General features: G+C 70.6%; 11 protein-coding genes and 1 pseudogene. 9 read left to right on the top strand and 3 right to left on the bottom strand.

Features of this window, described 5'->3' with window-relative positions:
- Positions 1-96 precede the first annotated feature (96 nt).
- Positions 97-1,092 carry an acetylxylan esterase gene (locus QF034_RS31685; protein ID WP_307178116.1) on the top strand — a complete coding sequence of 332 codons (996 nt, stop codon included), beginning with the start codon at positions 97-99 and terminating at the stop codon, positions 1,090-1,092.
- Between the two features lie 107 nt (positions 1,093-1,199).
- Here the strand turns inward: QF034_RS31685 and QF034_RS31680 are convergent, their stop codons facing one another.
- A complete protein-coding gene (locus QF034_RS31680; protein WP_307178115.1) occupies positions 1,200-1,610 on the bottom strand; it encodes an MmpS family transport accessory protein in 411 nt (136 codons plus the stop codon).
- 320 nt (positions 1,611-1,930) lie between these two features.
- On the opposite strand from QF034_RS31680, the gene QF034_RS31675 reads away from it, so the two are divergent.
- The 6 genes and pseudogenes from QF034_RS31675 to QF034_RS31650 all read left to right on the top strand — a co-directional run bounded on the left by QF034_RS31675 (position 1,931) and on the right by QF034_RS31650 (position 11,096).
- On the top strand, positions 1,931-3,022 hold the full coding sequence (locus QF034_RS31675) for a lytic polysaccharide monooxygenase auxiliary activity family 9 protein (protein WP_307178114.1): 1,092 nt from the start codon (positions 1,931-1,933) through the stop codon (positions 3,020-3,022).
- Positions 3,023-3,382: 360 nt separating this feature from the next.
- Positions 3,383-5,917: pseudogene (locus QF034_RS31670) on the top strand (SpoIIE family protein phosphatase); the annotation flags it as partial.
- 538 nt (positions 5,918-6,455) lie between these two features.
- A complete protein-coding gene (locus tag QF034_RS31665; protein WP_307178113.1) occupies positions 6,456-7,538 on the top strand; it encodes a substrate-binding domain-containing protein in 1,083 nt (360 codons plus the stop codon).
- A 13-nt stretch (positions 7,539-7,551) separates the two neighbouring features.
- Positions 7,552-8,331 carry an ATP-binding cassette domain-containing protein gene (locus QF034_RS31660; protein WP_307178112.1) on the top strand — a complete coding sequence of 260 codons (780 nt, stop codon included), beginning with the start codon at positions 7,552-7,554 and terminating at the stop codon, positions 8,329-8,331.
- Positions 8,322-9,629, top strand: coding sequence for a sugar ABC transporter permease (locus QF034_RS31655; protein WP_307178111.1), 1,308 nt, complete (start codon positions 8,322-8,324; stop codon positions 9,627-9,629). Before QF034_RS31660 ends, QF034_RS31655 begins: the two co-directional genes overlap by 10 nt.
- 111 nt (positions 9,630-9,740) lie before the next feature.
- On the top strand, positions 9,741-11,096 hold the full coding sequence (locus tag QF034_RS31650) for an ABC transporter substrate-binding protein (RefSeq protein WP_307178110.1): 1,356 nt from the start codon (positions 9,741-9,743) through the stop codon (positions 11,094-11,096).
- A 93-nt stretch (positions 11,097-11,189) separates the two neighbouring features.
- Here QF034_RS31650 and QF034_RS31645 read toward each other — a convergent pair whose 3' ends face one another.
- Positions 11,190-13,982, bottom strand: coding sequence for an aconitate hydratase (locus QF034_RS31645; RefSeq protein ID WP_307178109.1), 2,793 nt, complete (start codon positions 13,980-13,982; stop codon positions 11,190-11,192).
- Between the two features lie 263 nt (positions 13,983-14,245).
- Here QF034_RS31645 and QF034_RS31640 point away from each other — a divergent pair, with 263 nt between their 5' ends.
- Positions 14,246-14,446, top strand: coding sequence for a DUF4236 domain-containing protein (locus QF034_RS31640; RefSeq protein ID WP_307178108.1), 201 nt, complete (start codon positions 14,246-14,248; stop codon positions 14,444-14,446).
- 84 nt (positions 14,447-14,530) lie between these two features.
- A complete protein-coding gene (locus QF034_RS31635) occupies positions 14,531-16,060 on the top strand; it encodes a helix-turn-helix domain-containing protein (protein ID WP_306962526.1) in 1,530 nt (509 codons plus the stop codon).
- A 146-nt stretch (positions 16,061-16,206) separates the two neighbouring features.
- On the opposite strand, the gene QF034_RS31630 is transcribed toward QF034_RS31635, so the two are convergent.
- Positions 16,207-17,352, bottom strand: a complete 1,146-nt coding sequence (locus QF034_RS31630; RefSeq protein WP_307178107.1) for a tyrosine-type recombinase/integrase — start codon at positions 17,350-17,352, stop codon at positions 16,207-16,209.
- Positions 17,353-17,416 lie beyond the last annotated feature (64 nt).

Here is a 17,416-nt window from a genome sequence, read left to right as displayed (position 1 = left end):
TTGGAATCGCGTCGAAGCTGGGTAGACCCCAGGGACCTGCCGCCCGTGGTCCATCGCAACTTTCTGGATGACCACCGACTCCTGCGAGGTGCCGCCGTGCCCGCGTTCGACCTGTCGCTGACCGAACTGGAGCGCCACCGCCCGGACATCGGGGAGCCCGCCGACTTCGACGCGTTCTGGCTGCGCACCCTGAAGGAGGCCGGCCAGGCGGACCCGGTGGTGTCGGTGCGGCCGGTGGAGACGGGGCTCCGGCTGATCCGGACCTGGGACGTGACGTTCCGCGGTTTCGCGGGCGACCCGGTGCGCGCCTGGTTCAGCAGACCCGCCGGGGTGGACGAACCCCTGCCCGCCGTCGTGGAGTTCGCCGGATACGGGCGCGGGCGGGGTCTTCCCCACGAACGCCTCACCTGGGTCAACGCCGGGTACGCGCACCTGCTCATGGACAACCGCGGCCAGGGCGACGCGTACGGATGCGGCGGTGACACGCCCGATCCGCACGCCACCGCGCCGGGCGGGCCCGGCCCGGCGGTACGCGGCCTGCTCTCACCCGAGGACTACCACTACCGCCGTCTGATCACCGACGCGGTACGCGCCGTCACGGCGGTGCGGGAACTGCCCGGCGTCGACCCCGCGCGGACCGTCGCCGCCGGCAACAGCCAGGGCGGCGGACTGGCCCTCGCCGTCGCGGGACTGGTGCCGGACCTGGCGGCGCTGCTCGTCACCGCCCCGCTGCTGTGCGGCATCCGCCGCGCGCTCGACCTCACGGACGCGGGGCCCTACGGCGAGATCGCGTCCTACCTCGCCGTCCACCGGGGCGCCGAGCACGACGCCTACCGCACGCTGTCCTACGTCGAGGGCGTCTCCTTCGCCCGTCGCGCCCAGGCCCCGGCCCACTTCGGGGTGGGGCTGCGGGACACGGTGTGTCCGCCGAGCGGGGCGTACGCCGCGTTCAACCGCTATGCCGAACTGACCGGCACGGATTTGCGCAAGGAGATCCACGCGTATCCGTTCAACGGGCACGAGGGGGGTGAGGCGGTGCAGGTGCGGCGTCAACTTTCCTGGTTGGAGGAGGTGTTGGGTAACCCGAAGTGATGGACGCGCGGGTTGGCGGTCACCGTTCGGGGTTCGTCGACCTGAGGTCCGGCCGGAACTCCGGGCGCGGGACGCCGGGCCGCCCCCAGGGGCCTCGCGACTCGGGGCTACTTCCCGATCGGGGACTCCGCGGTGCAGCCGCCGGCGGTCACCAGACCATCGGCACTCTGCTCCTCGAGCACCTTGCCCTTGTGGATGATCTTGCATGTGACCTGGGCGCCTTCGGGGTCGGCGGCGACCGGCATGACCGCCGCGGGCATGATGCCGCGCAGCGTGACCGTCTTCTTCCAGGGCAGTTCAGGCTTCGACACCGACTCGACCTTCGGCTCCATGGCCTTACCACCGCCGCCGTGGAACTCGATCGAGTCGACGTTCTTCCCCGTGACCTCGTAGGTGACTTCGTAGGTCTCGTCCACTGCTTTGTCGACCTGGTCGACCGCCTCTGAACAGGAGCTGAGACCGAAGGCGAGGCCGGCGGTGGCGACGGCGCAGACGGCTGCACGGATGGTGCGGTTCAAAGGGATCCCCCCGGATCATGAAAGGTCGGATCCGCAGCCAACCGTGAGGGGGGAGCAAAGTCAACTTCATAAACCCCGACGCCAGTTCCGTTTGGCGACGGTGAGTCTGCATGCGCTGATCCGTACGCCCGTCCCTCCTGACCGGCGCTCTTGCGCCGCAGCCGTAGACAACTGCGCCGTCCGGCGCTAACTTCCGCATCAGCGGGGTGGGAGCGCTCCCATCACGGTGGACCGGAACCCGCCCTCGAGTCGCCCCCACCCCGCGCATCCCCGCACACGCATCCGCAGGCCCGTACCCTCAAGGAACGGACGATGCTGTCATGATCCTGACAAGAAACTCGGGAGGATCCCCGAGGCCCCGATCAGCACCCCCTGCCCGGGCCAGAGCCTTCTTCCTGGTCCTGCTCTCCCTCCTCGTCACCGTTCCGGCCCTCGGCCTGGTCATGACGGCCGGTGGTGAGGCGGAGGCGCACGGCACCCCGATGAAGCCCGGCAGCCGTACCTTCCTGTGCTGGCAGGACGGTCTGACCGACACCGGCGAGATCAAGCCGGTCAACCCGGCGTGCCGGGCCGCGCAGCAGGTCAGCGGCACCACGCCGTTCTACAACTGGTTCTCGGTGCTCCGCTCGGACGGCGCCGGCCGCACCCGGGGCTTCGTACCGGACGGCGAGCTGTGCAGCGGCGGCAACACCAACTTCACCGGGTTCAACACGCCCAGCAAGGACTGGCCGCTGACCCACCTCACCTCGGGCGCGACGGTCGACTTCTCGTACAACGCCTGGGCGGCGCACCCGGGCTGGTTCTACGTCTACATCACCAAGGACGGCTTCGACCCGACGAAGAAGCTCACCTGGAACGACATGGAGGAGCGGCCGTTCCTGAGCGTCGACCACCCGCCGCTGAACGGCTCCCCGGGCACGGTCGAGGCCAACTACGCCTGGACCGGCAAGCTCCCCGAGGGCAAGTCGGGCCGCCACATCATCTACATGGTCTGGCAGCGCTCGGACAGCCAGGAGACCTTCTACTCCTGCTCGGACGTCGTCTTCGACGGCGGCAACGGCGAGGTGACCGGCATCAAGGAGCCGGGCACCCCGTCCGAGCCGGTGCCCGGCACCTGCACGGCCACCCGCAAGACGACCGGCAGCTGGAACGGCGGCTACCAGTCCGAGGTGACCGTCACCAACACCGGAAGCGTCCCGATGCTCGGCTGGATGGTCGACTGGACGCTGCCGTCCGGCCAGAAGATCGAGAGTCTGTGGAGCGGCAACGCCACGTACAACGGCCAGTCGGTGATGGTCCACAACGCCGGCTGGAACGGCTCCCTCGATCCGGGCAGGAGCGCGACGTTCGGATACACCGTCTCGGGCTCGGGCGGTGACAGTACGACGAGCCTGCCCTGCCGGGTCGGCTGAACCGTCGCTCCGGGCGGATCCGACGCTCCGGGCGGGTCCGACGCTCCGGGCGGGCCCGGTGGCCGGTGAGTCCCGGCTGCCGGACCCGCTCGCGCGTGACCGTCGAGACGCGGTGACGGCAGCGGGTGCTCTGCTGAGCCGCCCCGCCGGCCCCCCGGGCGATCCCTTGGGCGATTCCTTGGGCGATTCCTTGGGCTATCCGCTCCCCCATCCCATATGTCGCAGTTATCCAGGTATGCGATTCTGAGGTGTGGGTGCCCTGCCGCTCATGTGGTCGTGGAGCCGCCGCGTCGTCGTCGCCTGAGTTCCGGGGACTCCCACCTGCCGAGACTGCGGCATGGACGGGAGGTGGATGCGGACATGCCCCATTACGGCGATGCCCGGGCCGCGGCGCCCGGTCTTCGGGCACCGGGGAACGGGGGCGCCGGTTCGCCTCGCCCCACGCCGGAGTCCGCCGCGCGGGAGCGAGTCCTGGCGTTCGCCGGGGTGGCACTGGCGGCGGTGTACGTACGGAGCGAGGACGGTGCGGAGCTCCAGCTGGTGGAGTCCGCCGGTGCCGAGCCGGAGCGGTACGGGCTGCCGGGCCGGGTGCGGCACGGCGGGGGCACCTCGCCCACCCCTGCGCCGGGTTATGCGGCGGTGTCCGGGGAGTGCGGGTCCGCCGTGGTCGAGGCCTTCCGGAGCGGGCGGCCGCTGTGGCTCGCAGGCCGGCTGGAAGGCGGAGTCACCGGCACGCCGCTCGGGATGGTGCCGCTGGGCGCCGCCGGCGGGTGGCTGGGGTGTCTGGCCGTGGTGGGAGAGCCCGGGGAGGGGTTCGGGGCCGAGCAGCGGGAGTTCCTGGAGCGGTACGCCGAGGCGGTCTCCGGGCGGCTCCGGGGGGAGGCCGACCGGTCCGCCCCCTCGCCCCTGCTGGATTCCGCGCTGCGCGCCCTGGGCGTGGGTTCGTTCGCCCTGACACCCGGCACCGGGCTGGTCGAGACCGACCCGGCCCTGCTCGAACTGGTCGGCATCCCCGAGGGCGGCTTCGACGGCAAGACCGACACCCTGCTCTCGTACAGCCTCCCGGAGGACGTCCCGGCACTGCTGTCGGTCATCGAACCGTCCGCGCAGACCCCCGGGCGCCGGGAACTGGAGTTCCGCACCCGCCGGGCCACCGGTGAACTGTGCTGGCTGCGCCTGAGCTGCCGGGTGCTGAAGGGGCCCGACGGCGCCCCTGAGCGGGTGCTGGGCGTGGTGACCGCTGCCCCGGTGCTGCGGCGGAGCGCCAGTGACGTCGCCCGGATCCAGTGGCTGACGGCCGCGCTCGACGACGCGACGACCGTCCGGGACGTCAGCCGTGTGGTGGTCGCCGCGCTGCGCGAGCCGCTGGGCGCCGACCGGGTGGCGCTCGCCGAGCTGCTGGAGGACCGGCTGGCGGTCACCGTGCTCGATCCGCCGGGTGCCGGTGCCTGGCCGGAGCTGTGGCGTTCCGAGTGGCGCTCGGAGTGGCCCGACGCGCCGGTCACCGCCCTGCCCACGCTCCACGCGGCGCTGCGGGACGGACGGATGAGCCTGTGGCCGGCCGGTACCGCGCTGGAACCCGGGCTCGCGGGGATCGGCCCCGGCGGGCTCGCGGTCCTGCCGCTGCCGGCCAAGAGCAGGGTGGCCGGGGTGTGCCTGGTCGGCTGGGACGCGCCGCACGAGTTCGCGCCCGAGGAGCGGGCCCTGCTGACGGCGACCGCGGGGCTGGTGGGGCAGGCCCTGATCCGCGCGCACGCCTACGACGCCGAGCAGGAACTCGCGACGATGCTCCAGCGCAGCCTGCTGCCGCGCCGTCTCCCCCCGTTGCCCGGGGGCACCGCCGTGGCCCGCTATATGCCCGCCCGGCGCGGGCTCCAGGTGGGCGGCGACTGGTACGACGTGATCGCCCTGTCGGACAGGAAGGTCGCCCTGGTCATCGGCGATGTGCAGGGGCACAGTGCCGGGGCCGCGACGATCATGGGCCAGATGCGCACGGCGGTCCGGGCCTACGCCGTGGAGGGTCATCCGCCGGACGTGGTCGTCGCGCACGCCAACCGGCTGCTCGTCGGCATGGAGACCGACCTGTTCGCCACGTGCTGCTATGTCGAGCTGGACATGGAGGAGGGCAACGCGCTGTTCGTGCGGGCCGGGCATCTGTCGCCGCTGGTGCGTCATCCCGACGGCGGAACGGAGGAGATCGCCGTCGAGGGCGGGCTTCCGCTGGGCGTGCTGGAGGACGCGGAGTTCCCGCTGACGGCGGTGGCGCTGGCGCCCGGCTCGGTGCTCGCGCTGGTGACGGACGGCCTGGTCGAGTCGGCCGAACTGGACGTGGACGAGGGCATGCGGATGGTGCGCGAGCTGCTCGCCGCGGCGGACCCTGCCGACCCGGGGCGGATGGCCGACGAGCTGCTGGGCGAGGCCGGGCGCCGGGAGGACGACGTGGCGTTGCTGCTGCTGCGCTACGACGGGATGCGGGTGCGGCCGGTGCGGGCGGGCTGGGTGGTGTGGCGGCTGCCGGACGCGGTGATGCACGCCCGTCGGTTCAGCGCGCGCACGCTGCGTTCGTGGGACGTCGTGGCCGAGGCCGACACGGTTCTGCTGGTGGTGTCGGAACTGGTCACCAACGCGCTGGTGCACACGCAGGGCGCGCTGCGGCTGGACCTGACCCTGGCCGCGGACCGGCTGCGGGTGGCCGTGAGCGACTCCTCGCCGCGGGCGCCGGCCAAGCCGGTGGTCGTGGACTGGGAGTCGACCGGCGGCCGCGGGCTCTTCCTGGTCGAGGCGGTGTCGGCGGCCTGGGGCTCGGTGCCGGTCGGCGGCGGCAAGCAGGTGTGGAGCGAGATCGTCGTGTCCCGCCCGGAGGCGGACGGCGAACCGGAAGCGGAACCGACGCCGCGGGCGGAGCCGGCGATCGCGCCGGCGGAGGAACGCCAGCCGGCCCGGGACCGGGGCTGGGGCCTCGGCCGCAGCCGAGACTGGGTCATGGGCCGAACCCGCGACCGGAGCGGAGGCGGCAGGGGCTCGGGCCGAAGCCAGCCCCGAGACGGGGACCGCGACCAGGACCCGGGCAAGGGGCGGGCCCCGGACGGCGACGGAGACCGGGCGGCCGAGGACCGGGACCGGAACCCGAACCCGGGCGGACGCCGGACCGCGGACCGGTACCCGGACCGCGATCAGGCCCCGAGCCGGAACGGGCACCCGGCCCCGAATCCCGGCGAGAGCCACGTCCCGGACAGCGACGCAGACCCCGCCCCGGACCCGAACCGGAACCCGAACCCGGGCGAAGGCCAGACCCCGGGCCAAAACCCGGACCGCGATCAGGCCCCGAGCCAGAACAGACACCCGGACCCGCACCCCGACACCAGCCAGGGCCAAGCCCCGGACCGGCGCCGGGCGCGGGGGGCGAGGCCCGGGCCCGGGAGGGAGGGGCTCGATGAGGGGCTGTAGGTGGCGGGTGGGGGCCGGGCTCGTCGTGGCTGTCATGGCGGTGGCCCTGGCCGGCTGCAGCGAGGACGGCGGGAAGGGCGAGGGCGGGTTCACCGTCGGGCTGCTGCTGCCCAGCCGCGCGGTGCCCCGGTGGGAGCACTCCGACAAGCCCATGATCGAGAAGCGGGTGAAGGAGCTGTGCTCCGACTGCACGGTCGAGTACGCCAACGCGGAGAACGACGCGGCGAGCCAGCGGCAGCAGATGAACTCGATGATCACCAACGGTGTGTCCGCCCTGATCCTGGACGTCGTCGACCCCAAGGCGCTGCGCTCCTCGGTCCGCGCGGCGGACCGCGCGGGCATCCCGGTCATCGCCTACGACCGGCTCGCCGAGGGCCCGATCTCGGGTTTCGTCAGTTTCGACGGCGGCCGGGTCGGCAGGCTCCAGGGCGAGGCGCTGCTGAAGGGCATGGGCGCCCGGGCCGACGACGGCGGCGTGGTCATGGTGAACGGCGACCCGTCCAGCCCCAACGCCGGCTGGTACGAGGGCGGTTCCCGGTCCGTCCTGCGGCACAAGGTGCGGATCCTCAAGTCGTACGACACCCTGGGCTGGCGCACGGAGAACGCGCACGACCACATGTCCGCGGCGATCAGCACCCTCGGCACGAACCAGATCGACGGGGTGCTCGCGGCCAACGACTCGATCGCAGCCGGTGTCATCGCGGCGCTCAAGAGTGCCCGCGTCTCGCCGCTGCCCCCGGTCACCGGCCAGGACGCCGACCTCGACGCCGTGCGGCGCATCGTCAAGGGCGAGCAGTACATGACCGTCTACAAGCCCTTCCGGCAGGAGACCGACGCGGCCTCCGCCATGGCCGTCGCCCTGGCGCGCGGCAACGACCTCGACGTCCTCGTCACGACGACCGTGGACAGCCCCACCACCAAAAACGTCCCGGCGGTGCTGCTCGACCCGGTCTCCGTGACGGCCGAGACCATCGGGCGGACGCTCGTCCGCGACGGCGTCTACACGATCGACCAGATCTGCACCCCGAAGCTCCGGCCGGCCTGCGACCGGATCGGGCTCACCCGGTGAGGAGGTGATCCCCGTGGCCCACCCGCCCGTACTGGCGTTGCGCGGCATCTCCAAACGGTTCGGCGGCGTGCAGGCGCTCGTGGACGTCGATCTCCAGGTCCGGGCCGGTGAGGTGGTGGCCCTGGCGGGCGACAACGGCGCCGGCAAGTCCACGCTGATCAAGGTGATCTCGGGCGTCAGCCCCGCCGACCGGGGCGTCATCGAGTGGGAGGGGCACCTCGTGCAGATCAAACGCCCGCACGATGCCCACGCCCTGGGCATCGCGACCGTCTACCAGGACCTCGCCATGTGCGACAACCTCGACGTCGTGGGCAATCTCTTCCTCGGCCGGGAGATCGACCGGGTGGGCATCCTCGACGAGGTGGAGATGGAGCGCCGGGCCCGCGATCTGATGCGAACCCTGTCGATCCGTATCCCCGACGTGCGCATGCCGGTCGCGGAGCTGTCCGCCGGGCAGCGGCAGGCCGTGGCGATCTCCCGCTCGCTCATGGGCGCGCCCAAGGTCCTGCTGCTCGACGAGCCCACCGCCGCCCTGGGCGTCGAGCAGACCAGCCATCTGCTCGACCTCATCGAGGAGGTGCGCGACCGCGGTATGGCGATCATCCTCATCAGCCACAACATGGGCGACATCAAGGCCGTGGCGGACCGGGTCGCCGTGCTGCGCCTCGGCCGCAACAACGGTCTGTTCGACGTGAGCACCGTGACGCAGGAGCAGATCATCTCCTCCGTCACCGGGGCGGCGGACAACGCCGTGGCGCATCGTACGAAGGGCGACGAGGAGGCGTGGCCGTGACCGGCGGCGGGCCGCACCGCGGCGGTGGGCCGGCCGCGCCGGGTGGTGACGCCGGGCCGCCGGTCGCGCCCGGCCGCGCGCCGCGCGCCCGCGGCTGGTCCGGCACGCTGCGGGACTACGCCGTGGAGTTGCGCGGCAGTGTGCGGGACGGCGAGCGCGGGCCGCTCCTGGTGATCGCCGGGCTGATCGTCATCTGGGGCCTCTTCCAGGCGCTGGACGACAACTTCCTCTCGCCGCGGAACCTGTCCAACCTCAGCGTGGACATCGTCGGGACCGGTCTGGTCGCCGTCGGCATCGTGTTCGTGCTGCTGATCCGGGAGATCGATCTGTCGGTCGGATCGGTCAGCGGCCTGGCGGGCGCCGTGTTCGCCGTGCTGAACGTGAACCACGGGATGCCGGAGTGGCTCGCGGTGGTCGTGGCGATCGCCGCGGGCGTGGCGGTGGGCGCCTTCCACGGGTTCTTCTTCGCGTGGCTCGGCGTGCCCGCGTTCGTCGTGACCCTCGCGGGGCTGCTGATCTGGAACGGCCTGACGCTCTACCTGCTGGGCGCGAGCGGCACGATCAACATCGACGAGGAGGGCCTGGTCGCCTCCCTGACCAGCCGGCACTTCGGTGACGACTTCGCGGCCTACGCGGTGGCGGCGCTCGGCACGGCCGGGTACTTCCTGGCGGCCCACCGCAAGCGCGCCCGGCACCGGGCCGCCGGGATGCCGTACCGGCCGCCGGTCGAGATCTGGGTGCGCACCGGTGTCCTCGCGGTGCTCGCCTTCACCGCCGCCTACACCCTCAACCGGTTCCAGGGGCTGCCGCTGGCGCTGCTGATCTTCCTGGTGGTTCTCGTCGTCTCGGACTACGTGCTGCGCCGTACGCGGTACGGGCGGCGGGTGTACGCGCTCGGCGGCGGGGTTGAGGCGGCGCGCCGGGCGGGCATCTCCGTGATGCGGGTGCGGGTCGCGATGTTCATGGTGTCGGGGACGCTGGCCGCGATCGGCGGGCTGTTCGTGGCCTCGGGTCTGACCTCGGCGAGCCCCACGACGGCCCGTGCGGCCGGCTCCGGGATGCTGCTGATCAACGCGATCGCGGCGGCGGTCATCGGCGGTACGAGCCTGTTCGGCGGGCGTGGCTCGCCCTGGTCCGTGCTGCTCGGTGTGCTGGTCATCCAGTCGGTCGCCTCGGGCATGGGGCTGCTGGGGGTGGAAGACGCGGTGCAGTTCATGATCACGGGCGGGGTGCTGCTGGCCGCCGTCGCGGCCGACGCGCTCTCCAGACGCGCGCAGGCCCGGAGCGGCCGTCCGTAACACCGCTATGACCGATATACCTTTCTTCTGGTTAAATGTCTGAATGGATGATGGGGGTGGGTAGGGGACCACGCGAGGGCCAAGGACCGACATCCTGTCCATCGGAGCGTCATGAAACGTAGCCGCCTCGCCCGGCTGGCCGTGGCTGCCATGGCCGTCACCGGCCTGATCCTCTCGGGCTGCGGGGATGCGGACCCGCCGCCCGGCGGATCGAACGGCAGCATCAACGTACTCAGCGTGGGCAATCCTCCGATGCAGGACCTGAAGAAGCTCACCAAGAAGTACTTCACCGCGGAGACCGGCATAGAGGTCAATTACACGCTGCTGCCGGAGAACGACGTCCGCAGGAGGATGGACCGCGAGTTCGCCCGCCAGGCCGGGCACTACGACGTGGCAAGCGTGAGCGCGTACGAAGTGCCGATCTACTCGGAGCGCGGCTGGCTCGCCCCGTTGGACTCCTACGTGAAGGCGGACAAGGACTTCGACCAGGACGACATCTTCCCCAACCTCGTCGAATCTCTGACCGGGGCCGATGGCAGGCTCTACGCCCAGCCGTTCTACGGGGAGGGTTCCTTCCTGGCGTACCGCAAGGACCTCTTCCGCAAGGAAGGACTGTCCATGCCCGCGAACCCGACATGGGAGCAGGTCGCCTCGCTCGCGGCGGAGATCGACGGCACCGACGGCACAAGCGGCATCTGTTTGCGCGGTCTGCCCGGATGGGGGCAGAACCTGACCCCGATCAACACGGTCGTGAACACCTTCGGCGGCGCCTGGTACGACATGGAGTGGAACGCCCGGCTCACCTCACCGGAGTTCCGCAAGGCGGTGCGGTTCTACGTCGATCTGGTGCGCGAGCACGGTCAGCCCAACGCCGACCGCATGGGCTTCCTGGAAGTCCTCGACGCCTTCGTGGCGGGCAGGTGTGCCATGTGGTACGACGCCACCGTCCTGGCATCGTCGGTCGAGGCCGACGGCTCGGCGGTCAAGGGCAAGGTCGGCTATGTCCCGGCGCCGCATGACAGGACCGAGAAGGCCGGCTGGCTGTGGACCTGGGCGTGGGGCATCCAGAAGGCCAGCGACAACAAGGACGCCGCCTGGGAGTTCATCTCCTGGGCATCCTCCAAGGAGTACCAGGAGCTGGTCGGGCGGGAGGTCGGCTGGACCTCGGCGCCCGCCGGGAACCGCAAGTCGCTCTACTCCAACCCCGCGTACCAGCAGGCGGCCGGCGCCTGGTACCGGCAGGAGTACAGGGCGGCGACCGACTCCGCCGACCCGAAGAACCCCGGCGTGGGCCCCCGCCCCTACACGGGTATCGGCTTCCTGGGCATTCCCGAGTTCGCCGTGCTCGGTACGGCGGTCTCGGAGCAGATCGCCGCGGCCATCGCCGGGCAGCAGTCGGTGGACAAGGCCCTGGAGAAGTCGCAGGACCTCGCCCAGGCGGCGGCGGCGAAGTACCGGGGCGAGTGACCCGGCGCCAGACATGCACCGAGACGAGGGCCGCGCCCCCGGTCACCCGGGAACGCGGCCCTCGAACTGCCCTGTACCGCCTTGCCGGTCCGCTTACTTGCGGATCAGGCTGCGCAGCACGTACTGCATGATGCCGCCGTTGCGGTAGTAGTCCGCCTCGCCGGGGGTGTCGATGCGGACGACCGCGTCGAACTCGACGCCGGTGTCGGTGGTGACCTTCACCGTGCGCGGGGTGGTGCCCTCGTTGAGCTCGGTGACGCCGGAGACGGAGAAGGTCTCCTCACCGGTCAGGCCGAGGGACTCGGCGGACTGGCCCTCCGGGAACTGGAGCGGGAGGACGCCCATGCCGATGAGGTTCGAGCGGTGGATGCGCTCGTACGACTCGGCGATGACGGCCTTGACGCCCAGGAGCGCGGTGCCCTTGGCGGCCCAGTCGCGGGACGAGCCGGAGCCGTACTCCTTGCCGGCCAGGACGACCAGCGGGATGCCGGCGGCCTGGTAGTTCTGCGAGGCGTCGTAGATGAAGGAGACCGGGCCGCCGTCCTGCGTGAAGTCACGCGTGTAGCCGCCCTCGGTGCCCGGCGCGATCTGGTTGCGCAGGCGGATGTTGGCGAACGTACCGCGGATCATGACCTCGTGGTTGCCTCGGCGCGAGCCGTAGCTGTTGAAGTCGCGGCGCTCGACGCCGTGCTCCGTGAGGTACTTGCCGGCCGGGGTGTCGGCCTTGATGGCGCCGGCCGGGGAGATGTGGTCGGTGGTGACCGAGTCGCCCAGCTTGGCCAGCACGCGCGCGCCGGAGATGTCGGAGACCGGGGTGGTCTCCATCGTCATGCCCTCGAAGTACGGGGGCTTGCGGACGTAGGTGGACTGCGGGTCCCACTCGAAGGTGTTGCCGGTCGGGATCGGCAGCGCCTGCCACTGGGCGTCGCCCGCGAAGACGTCCGAGTAGGACTTGGAGAACATGTCCTCGCCGATGGCGCCCGCGACGACCTCGTTCACCTCGGCCTCGGAGGGCCAGATGTCCTTCAGGAAGACCGGGTTGCCGTCCTGGTCGGTGCCCAGGGCGTCCCGGGTGATGTCCACCTTCATGGAGCCGGCGAGCGCGTAGGCCACGACCAGCGGCGGGGACGCCAGGTAGTTCATCTTGACGTCGGGGTTGATCCGGCCCTCGAAGTTCCGGTTGCCGGAGAGGACCGAGGTGACCGCGAGGTCGTGGTCGTTGACGGCCTTGGAGACCTCCTCCGGCAGCGGGCCGGAGTTGCCGATGCAGGTGGTGCAGCCGTAGCCGACGAGGTTGAAGCCGACCTTGTCGAGGTAGGGGGTCAGGCCCGCCTTCTCGAAGTAGTCGGTGACGACCTTGGAGCCCGGGGCGAGGGTGGTCTTGACCCACGGCTTGCGGGTCAGGCCCTTCTCCACCGCCTTCTTGGCCACCAGCGCGGCGGCGACCATGACGTACGGGTTGGAGGTGTTGGTGCAGGAGGTGATGGCCGCGACCGTCACCGCGCCGTGGTCCAGCTCGTACTTCGTACCGTCGGGGGCGGTGACGGTCACCGGGTTCGACGGGACGACGGCACCGGTGCCGTCGGCGTGCTGCGGCGCGCCGGCGCCGTTCTCCTGGTGGCCGTAGGCCGGGGCGTCGGAGGCCGGGAAGGACTCGGCGCTCGCCTCGTCGACCGGGGAGCCGGCGGTCTGCTGGGCGACGGGCGCCTCGACGTAGTTGAGGACGTCCTTGACGAACTGCTGGGCGGCCTCCGCGAGGACGATACGGTCCTGCGGGCGCTTCGGGCCGGCGATGGAGGGCACGACCGTCGACAGGTCGAGCTCCAGCTTCTCGGAGAAGTCGGGCTCGGCGGCCGGGTCCAGCCAGAGGCCCTGCTCCTTGGCGTACGCCTCGACCAGGGCGAGCTGCTGCTCGCTGCGGCCGGTGAGCTTGAGGTACTTGATCGTCTCGTCGTCGATCGGGAAGATCGCGGCGGTCGAGCCGAACTCCGGCGACATGTTGCCGATGGTGGCGCGGTTGGCCAGCGAGGTGGCGGCGACGCCCTCGCCGTAGAACTCCACGAACTTGCCGACGACGCCGTGCTTGCGCAGCATCTCGGTGATGGTCAGCACGAGGTCGGTGGCGGTGGTGCCGGGCGTGAGCTCACCGGTGAGCTTGAAGCCGACGACGCGCGGGATGAGCATGGAGACCGGCTGGCCGAGCATGGCGGCCTCGGCCTCGATGCCGCCGACGCCCCAGCCGAGGACACCCAGGCCGTTGACCATGGTGGTGTGCGAGTCGGTGCCGACGAGGGTGTCGGGGTACGCCTGGCCACCCCGCACCATGACCGTGCGCGCCAGGTGCTCGATGTTCACCTGGTGGACGATGCCGGTGCCGGGGGGTACGACCTTGAACTCGTCGAAGGCGGTCTGGCCCCAGCGCAGGAACTGGTAGCGCTCCTTGTTGCGGCCGTACTCCAGCTCGACGTTCTGCGCGAAGGCCTCGTTCGTGCCGAACTTGTCGGCGATGACGGAGTGGTCGATGACCAGCTCGGCCGGCGCCAGCGGGTTGATCTTCGCCGGGTCGCCGCCCAGCTCCTTCACGGCCTCACGCATGGTCGCGAGGTCCACGACACAGGGCACGCCGGTGAAGTCCTGCATGATCACGCGGGCCGGCGTGAACTGGATCTCCTGCGACGGCTGGGCCTGGGAGTCCCAGCCGCCGAGGGCGCGGATGTGGTCGGCGGTGATGTTCGCGCCGTCCTCGGTGCGGAGGAGGTTCTCCAGCAGCACCTTCAGGCTGTAAGGGAGGCGCGCGGCGCCTTCGACCTTGTCCAGCCGGAAGATCTCGTACGACTCGTCGCCCACCTGCAGCGTGCTGCGGGCGTCGAAGCTGTTCGCCGACACGACAGTCTCCTTCATTGATGTGCGCGTACCACCACGATCCTGCCGCCACGGCATCTCGGCCGATCCGCTAAGGTAAGGCTAAGTTAGGTAGGCCTTACCGGGCTGGCGGCTGCGGTGCTCCTGGGCAGATATCTCGATGTCGAGATAACTCTAGTACACCGGGGCCTGTAGGTCATGCCCCGGCGTCCGTCATGCGGTCATGCACACCCCTCTCCGGGGTATCCGAACCAGGAGTCCACGCCGCAAACGGAGAGGAGACAGGCATGCCGCTCACGTTCCGCAAGAGTTTCCGGATCCTTCCGGGGGTGCGCCTGAACATCAACAAGCGCTCCTGGTCCATCACGACCGGCGGCGGAAAGAACGGCCCGCGTCACACCCGCAGCAGTACGGGACGTCGTACGACATCCATGGATTTGCCCGGACCTTTCGGGTGGCGGCGTACGCACACGAGTCGCCGACCCTGAAGCCACCAGGGAGGATTGACCTCCCGTCACCCGAATGGACCCCCCGGCCGGGCGCCATCTCATATCTGAGATAACCTCAACCGCATGGCAGACGATTACCTCGTACGCATCGGCAAGCTCATCCGTGACGCCCGGCAGCACCGGGGCTGGACCCAGTCGCAGCTGGCGGAGGCGCTCGGCACCAGCCAGAGCGCCGTGAACCGGATCGAGCGCGGCAACCAGAACATCAGCCTTGAGATGATCGCGCGCATCGGGGAGGCCCTCGACAGCGAGATCGTGTCGCTCGGCTACGCCGGTCCGATGCACCTGCGGGTGGTCGGCGGCCGTCGGCTGTCCGGTGCCATCGATGTGAAGACGAGCAAGAACGCATGCGTGGCGCTGCTGTGCGCCTCACTGCTCAACCAGGGGCGCACGGTGCTGCGCCGCGTCGCCCGCATCGAGGAGGTGTACCGCCTCCTGGAGGTGCTGGGCTCGATCGGCGTCCGCACCCGCTGGATCAACGACGGTGTGGACCTGGAGATCGTGCCGTCGGCCGAGCTGGACCTGGCGGCGATCGACGCGGACGCGGCCCGGCGCACCCGCTCGATCATCATGTTCCTCGGTCCGCTGCTGCACCGCATGGACACCTTCAAGCTGCCCTACGCCGGCGGCTGCGACCTCGGTACGCGCACGGTCGAGCCGCACATGATCGCCCTGCGCCGGTTCGGTCTCGACATCGCCGCCACCGAGGGCCAGTACCACGCGATGGTCGACCGCTCGGTCCGCCCCGACCGCCCCATCGTGCTGACCGAGCGCGGCGACACGGTGACCGAGAACGCGCTGCTCGCCGCCGCCCGGCACGACGGCACCACGGTCATCCGCAACGCCTCCTCCAACTACATGGTCCAGGACCTGTGCTTCTTCCTGGAGGCCCTCGGCGTCAAGGTCGACGGCATCGGCACCACCACGCTCACCGTGCACGGCGTGCCGACCATCGACGTCGACGTGGACTACTCCCCCTCCGAGGACCCGGTCGAGGCGATGAGCCTGGTCGCGGCGGCCGTGGTCACCGAGTCGGAGCTGACGGTGCGCCGGGTGCCGATCGAGTTCCTGGAGATCGAGCTGGCGGTCCTGGAGGAGATGGGCCTCGACCACGACCGCACGCCCGAGTACTTCGCCGACAACGGCCGCACCCGGCTGGTGGACCTCACCGTCCGGCCCTCCAAGCTGGAGGCGCCGATCGACAAGATCCACCCCATGCCGTTCCCCGGCCTGAACATCGACAACGTCCCGTTCTTCGCGGCCATCGCGGCGGTCGCCCAGGGCAAGACCCTCATCCACGACTGGGTCTACGACAACCGCGCGATCTACCTGACGGACCTGAACCGCCTCGGCGGCCGACTTCAGCTCCTCGACCCGCACCGCGTCCTGGTCGAGGGCCCGACCCGCTGGCGCGCCGCCGAGATGATGTGCCCGCCGGCCCTGCGCCCCGCGGTGGTCGTCCTGCTGGCGATGATGGCGGCGGAGGGCACGTCGGTGCTGCGCAACGTGTATGTCATCAACCGGGGTTACGAGGACCTGGCCGAGCGGCTGAACTCGATCGGGGCACAGATCGAGATCTTCCGGGACATCTGATACGACGATGCCGCCGCACCCCCTCTGACCTGCGATGAAGCGGGTCAGGGAGGGTCGCGGCGGCATGCGTGGGACTTCTCTGGGACTTTGCGCCTGCCGCGGACTTCTGCGGGCCGTGCATCACAAGCGTCGGCGTCCGGCCGCGGCTACCCGAAGATCGCGTCGATAGCGACGCTGCCCCGTGCGCCCGCTCGCGGCAGGAAGTGGGAGTATTTCCGCAGCGTGAAGCCAGGGTCGGAGTGCCCCAGCCAGCGTGCCAGGGAGACGACCGATTCGCCAGCCTCCAGCTCCTCGGAGGCGTAGAAGTGGCGGAGGGCGTGGAATCCGTGCTCCCGAGACGGCTCCCACACACGGGCGCCTGCCGAGGCGCTCTCATCCAGCGGGGCAATCACGCCCGCCGTGGCCAGCGCGGGCTTCCACACGTAGGAGTTGAAGTAGTTCCGGTTGATGGCCTTGCGCTCGCGCCCGGTCACGAGGAGGTTGTACGTCCTCGGCCGACGATGCTTGGCCTCCACCGGCGTCTCGGCCGGGCGCGGGTCGTCCCATGGCATGGTGACCGGCACCGGCGCGAAGACCTCCGTGTGCTGCCGCACGGCCTTGGCCACGCTTGAGGGCAGGGGCACGTCGCGGACCTTGCGGCCCTTCGGGAGCGCGAAGCACAGCTTCGTCCGCACCATCTTGACCTGACGCCGGACATGGACCACTTCTTCGTCGAAGTCGATGTCCTCCATGGACAGCCCCAACGCCTCTCCTTGTCGGAGTCCAAGGCCGGCTCCGATCTCGACAAGGACGCGAGAGCGCTCCGGCAAAGCTGCGCGTACGGCAAGGACCCTCTCGGGCGGCCACGCCTCGACTCGGCCTGGTGCAGCCGCCGGAGGGCGGACCGTACTTGCGCGGCAGGGATTGCGTGCGAGGCGGCGGTCTTCGACGGCGGCCTGGAGGACACCCGACAGTGTCGCCCAGACCATGCGGATCGAGGTGGGGCCGAGGTCCTTCTCCAGCCGCTTCTTCCAACTCCGCAGCGCTTCCGTACCGACGCTGTTGAGCGACAGGGCACCGAGGTGCGGAACGATGTGCCGACGCACCCGCTGCTCAATGCGCTCGAGGGTGGACGGATCACCGCTCTGAGTGGGCCACCAGTGGGTTGCGATGTAGTCCTTGAGGGAGATGGCCCCGTCGCGTGGATCGATGAACTCGCCTCGACGGGCGTCGGTTTGCGCCTGGGCGAGCCAAGTCTTGGCGTCCTGGAGCGTGTCGAAGGAACGGTCCTTGACGCCAGGGATGCCCTTCACGCGGTAGCGGGTGCACTTGCCGTACAGGGCCGTGCGCTCGCGTTTGCCGGTCTTCGGGTTGGGG

Source organism: Streptomyces africanus (genome assembly GCF_030816955.1).
GTDB lineage: Bacteria > Actinomycetota > Actinomycetes > Streptomycetales > Streptomycetaceae > Streptomyces > Streptomyces africanus.
Note: the sequence above shows the minus strand (reverse complement) of the source record. Positions and strands in the feature narration are given on the sequence as shown.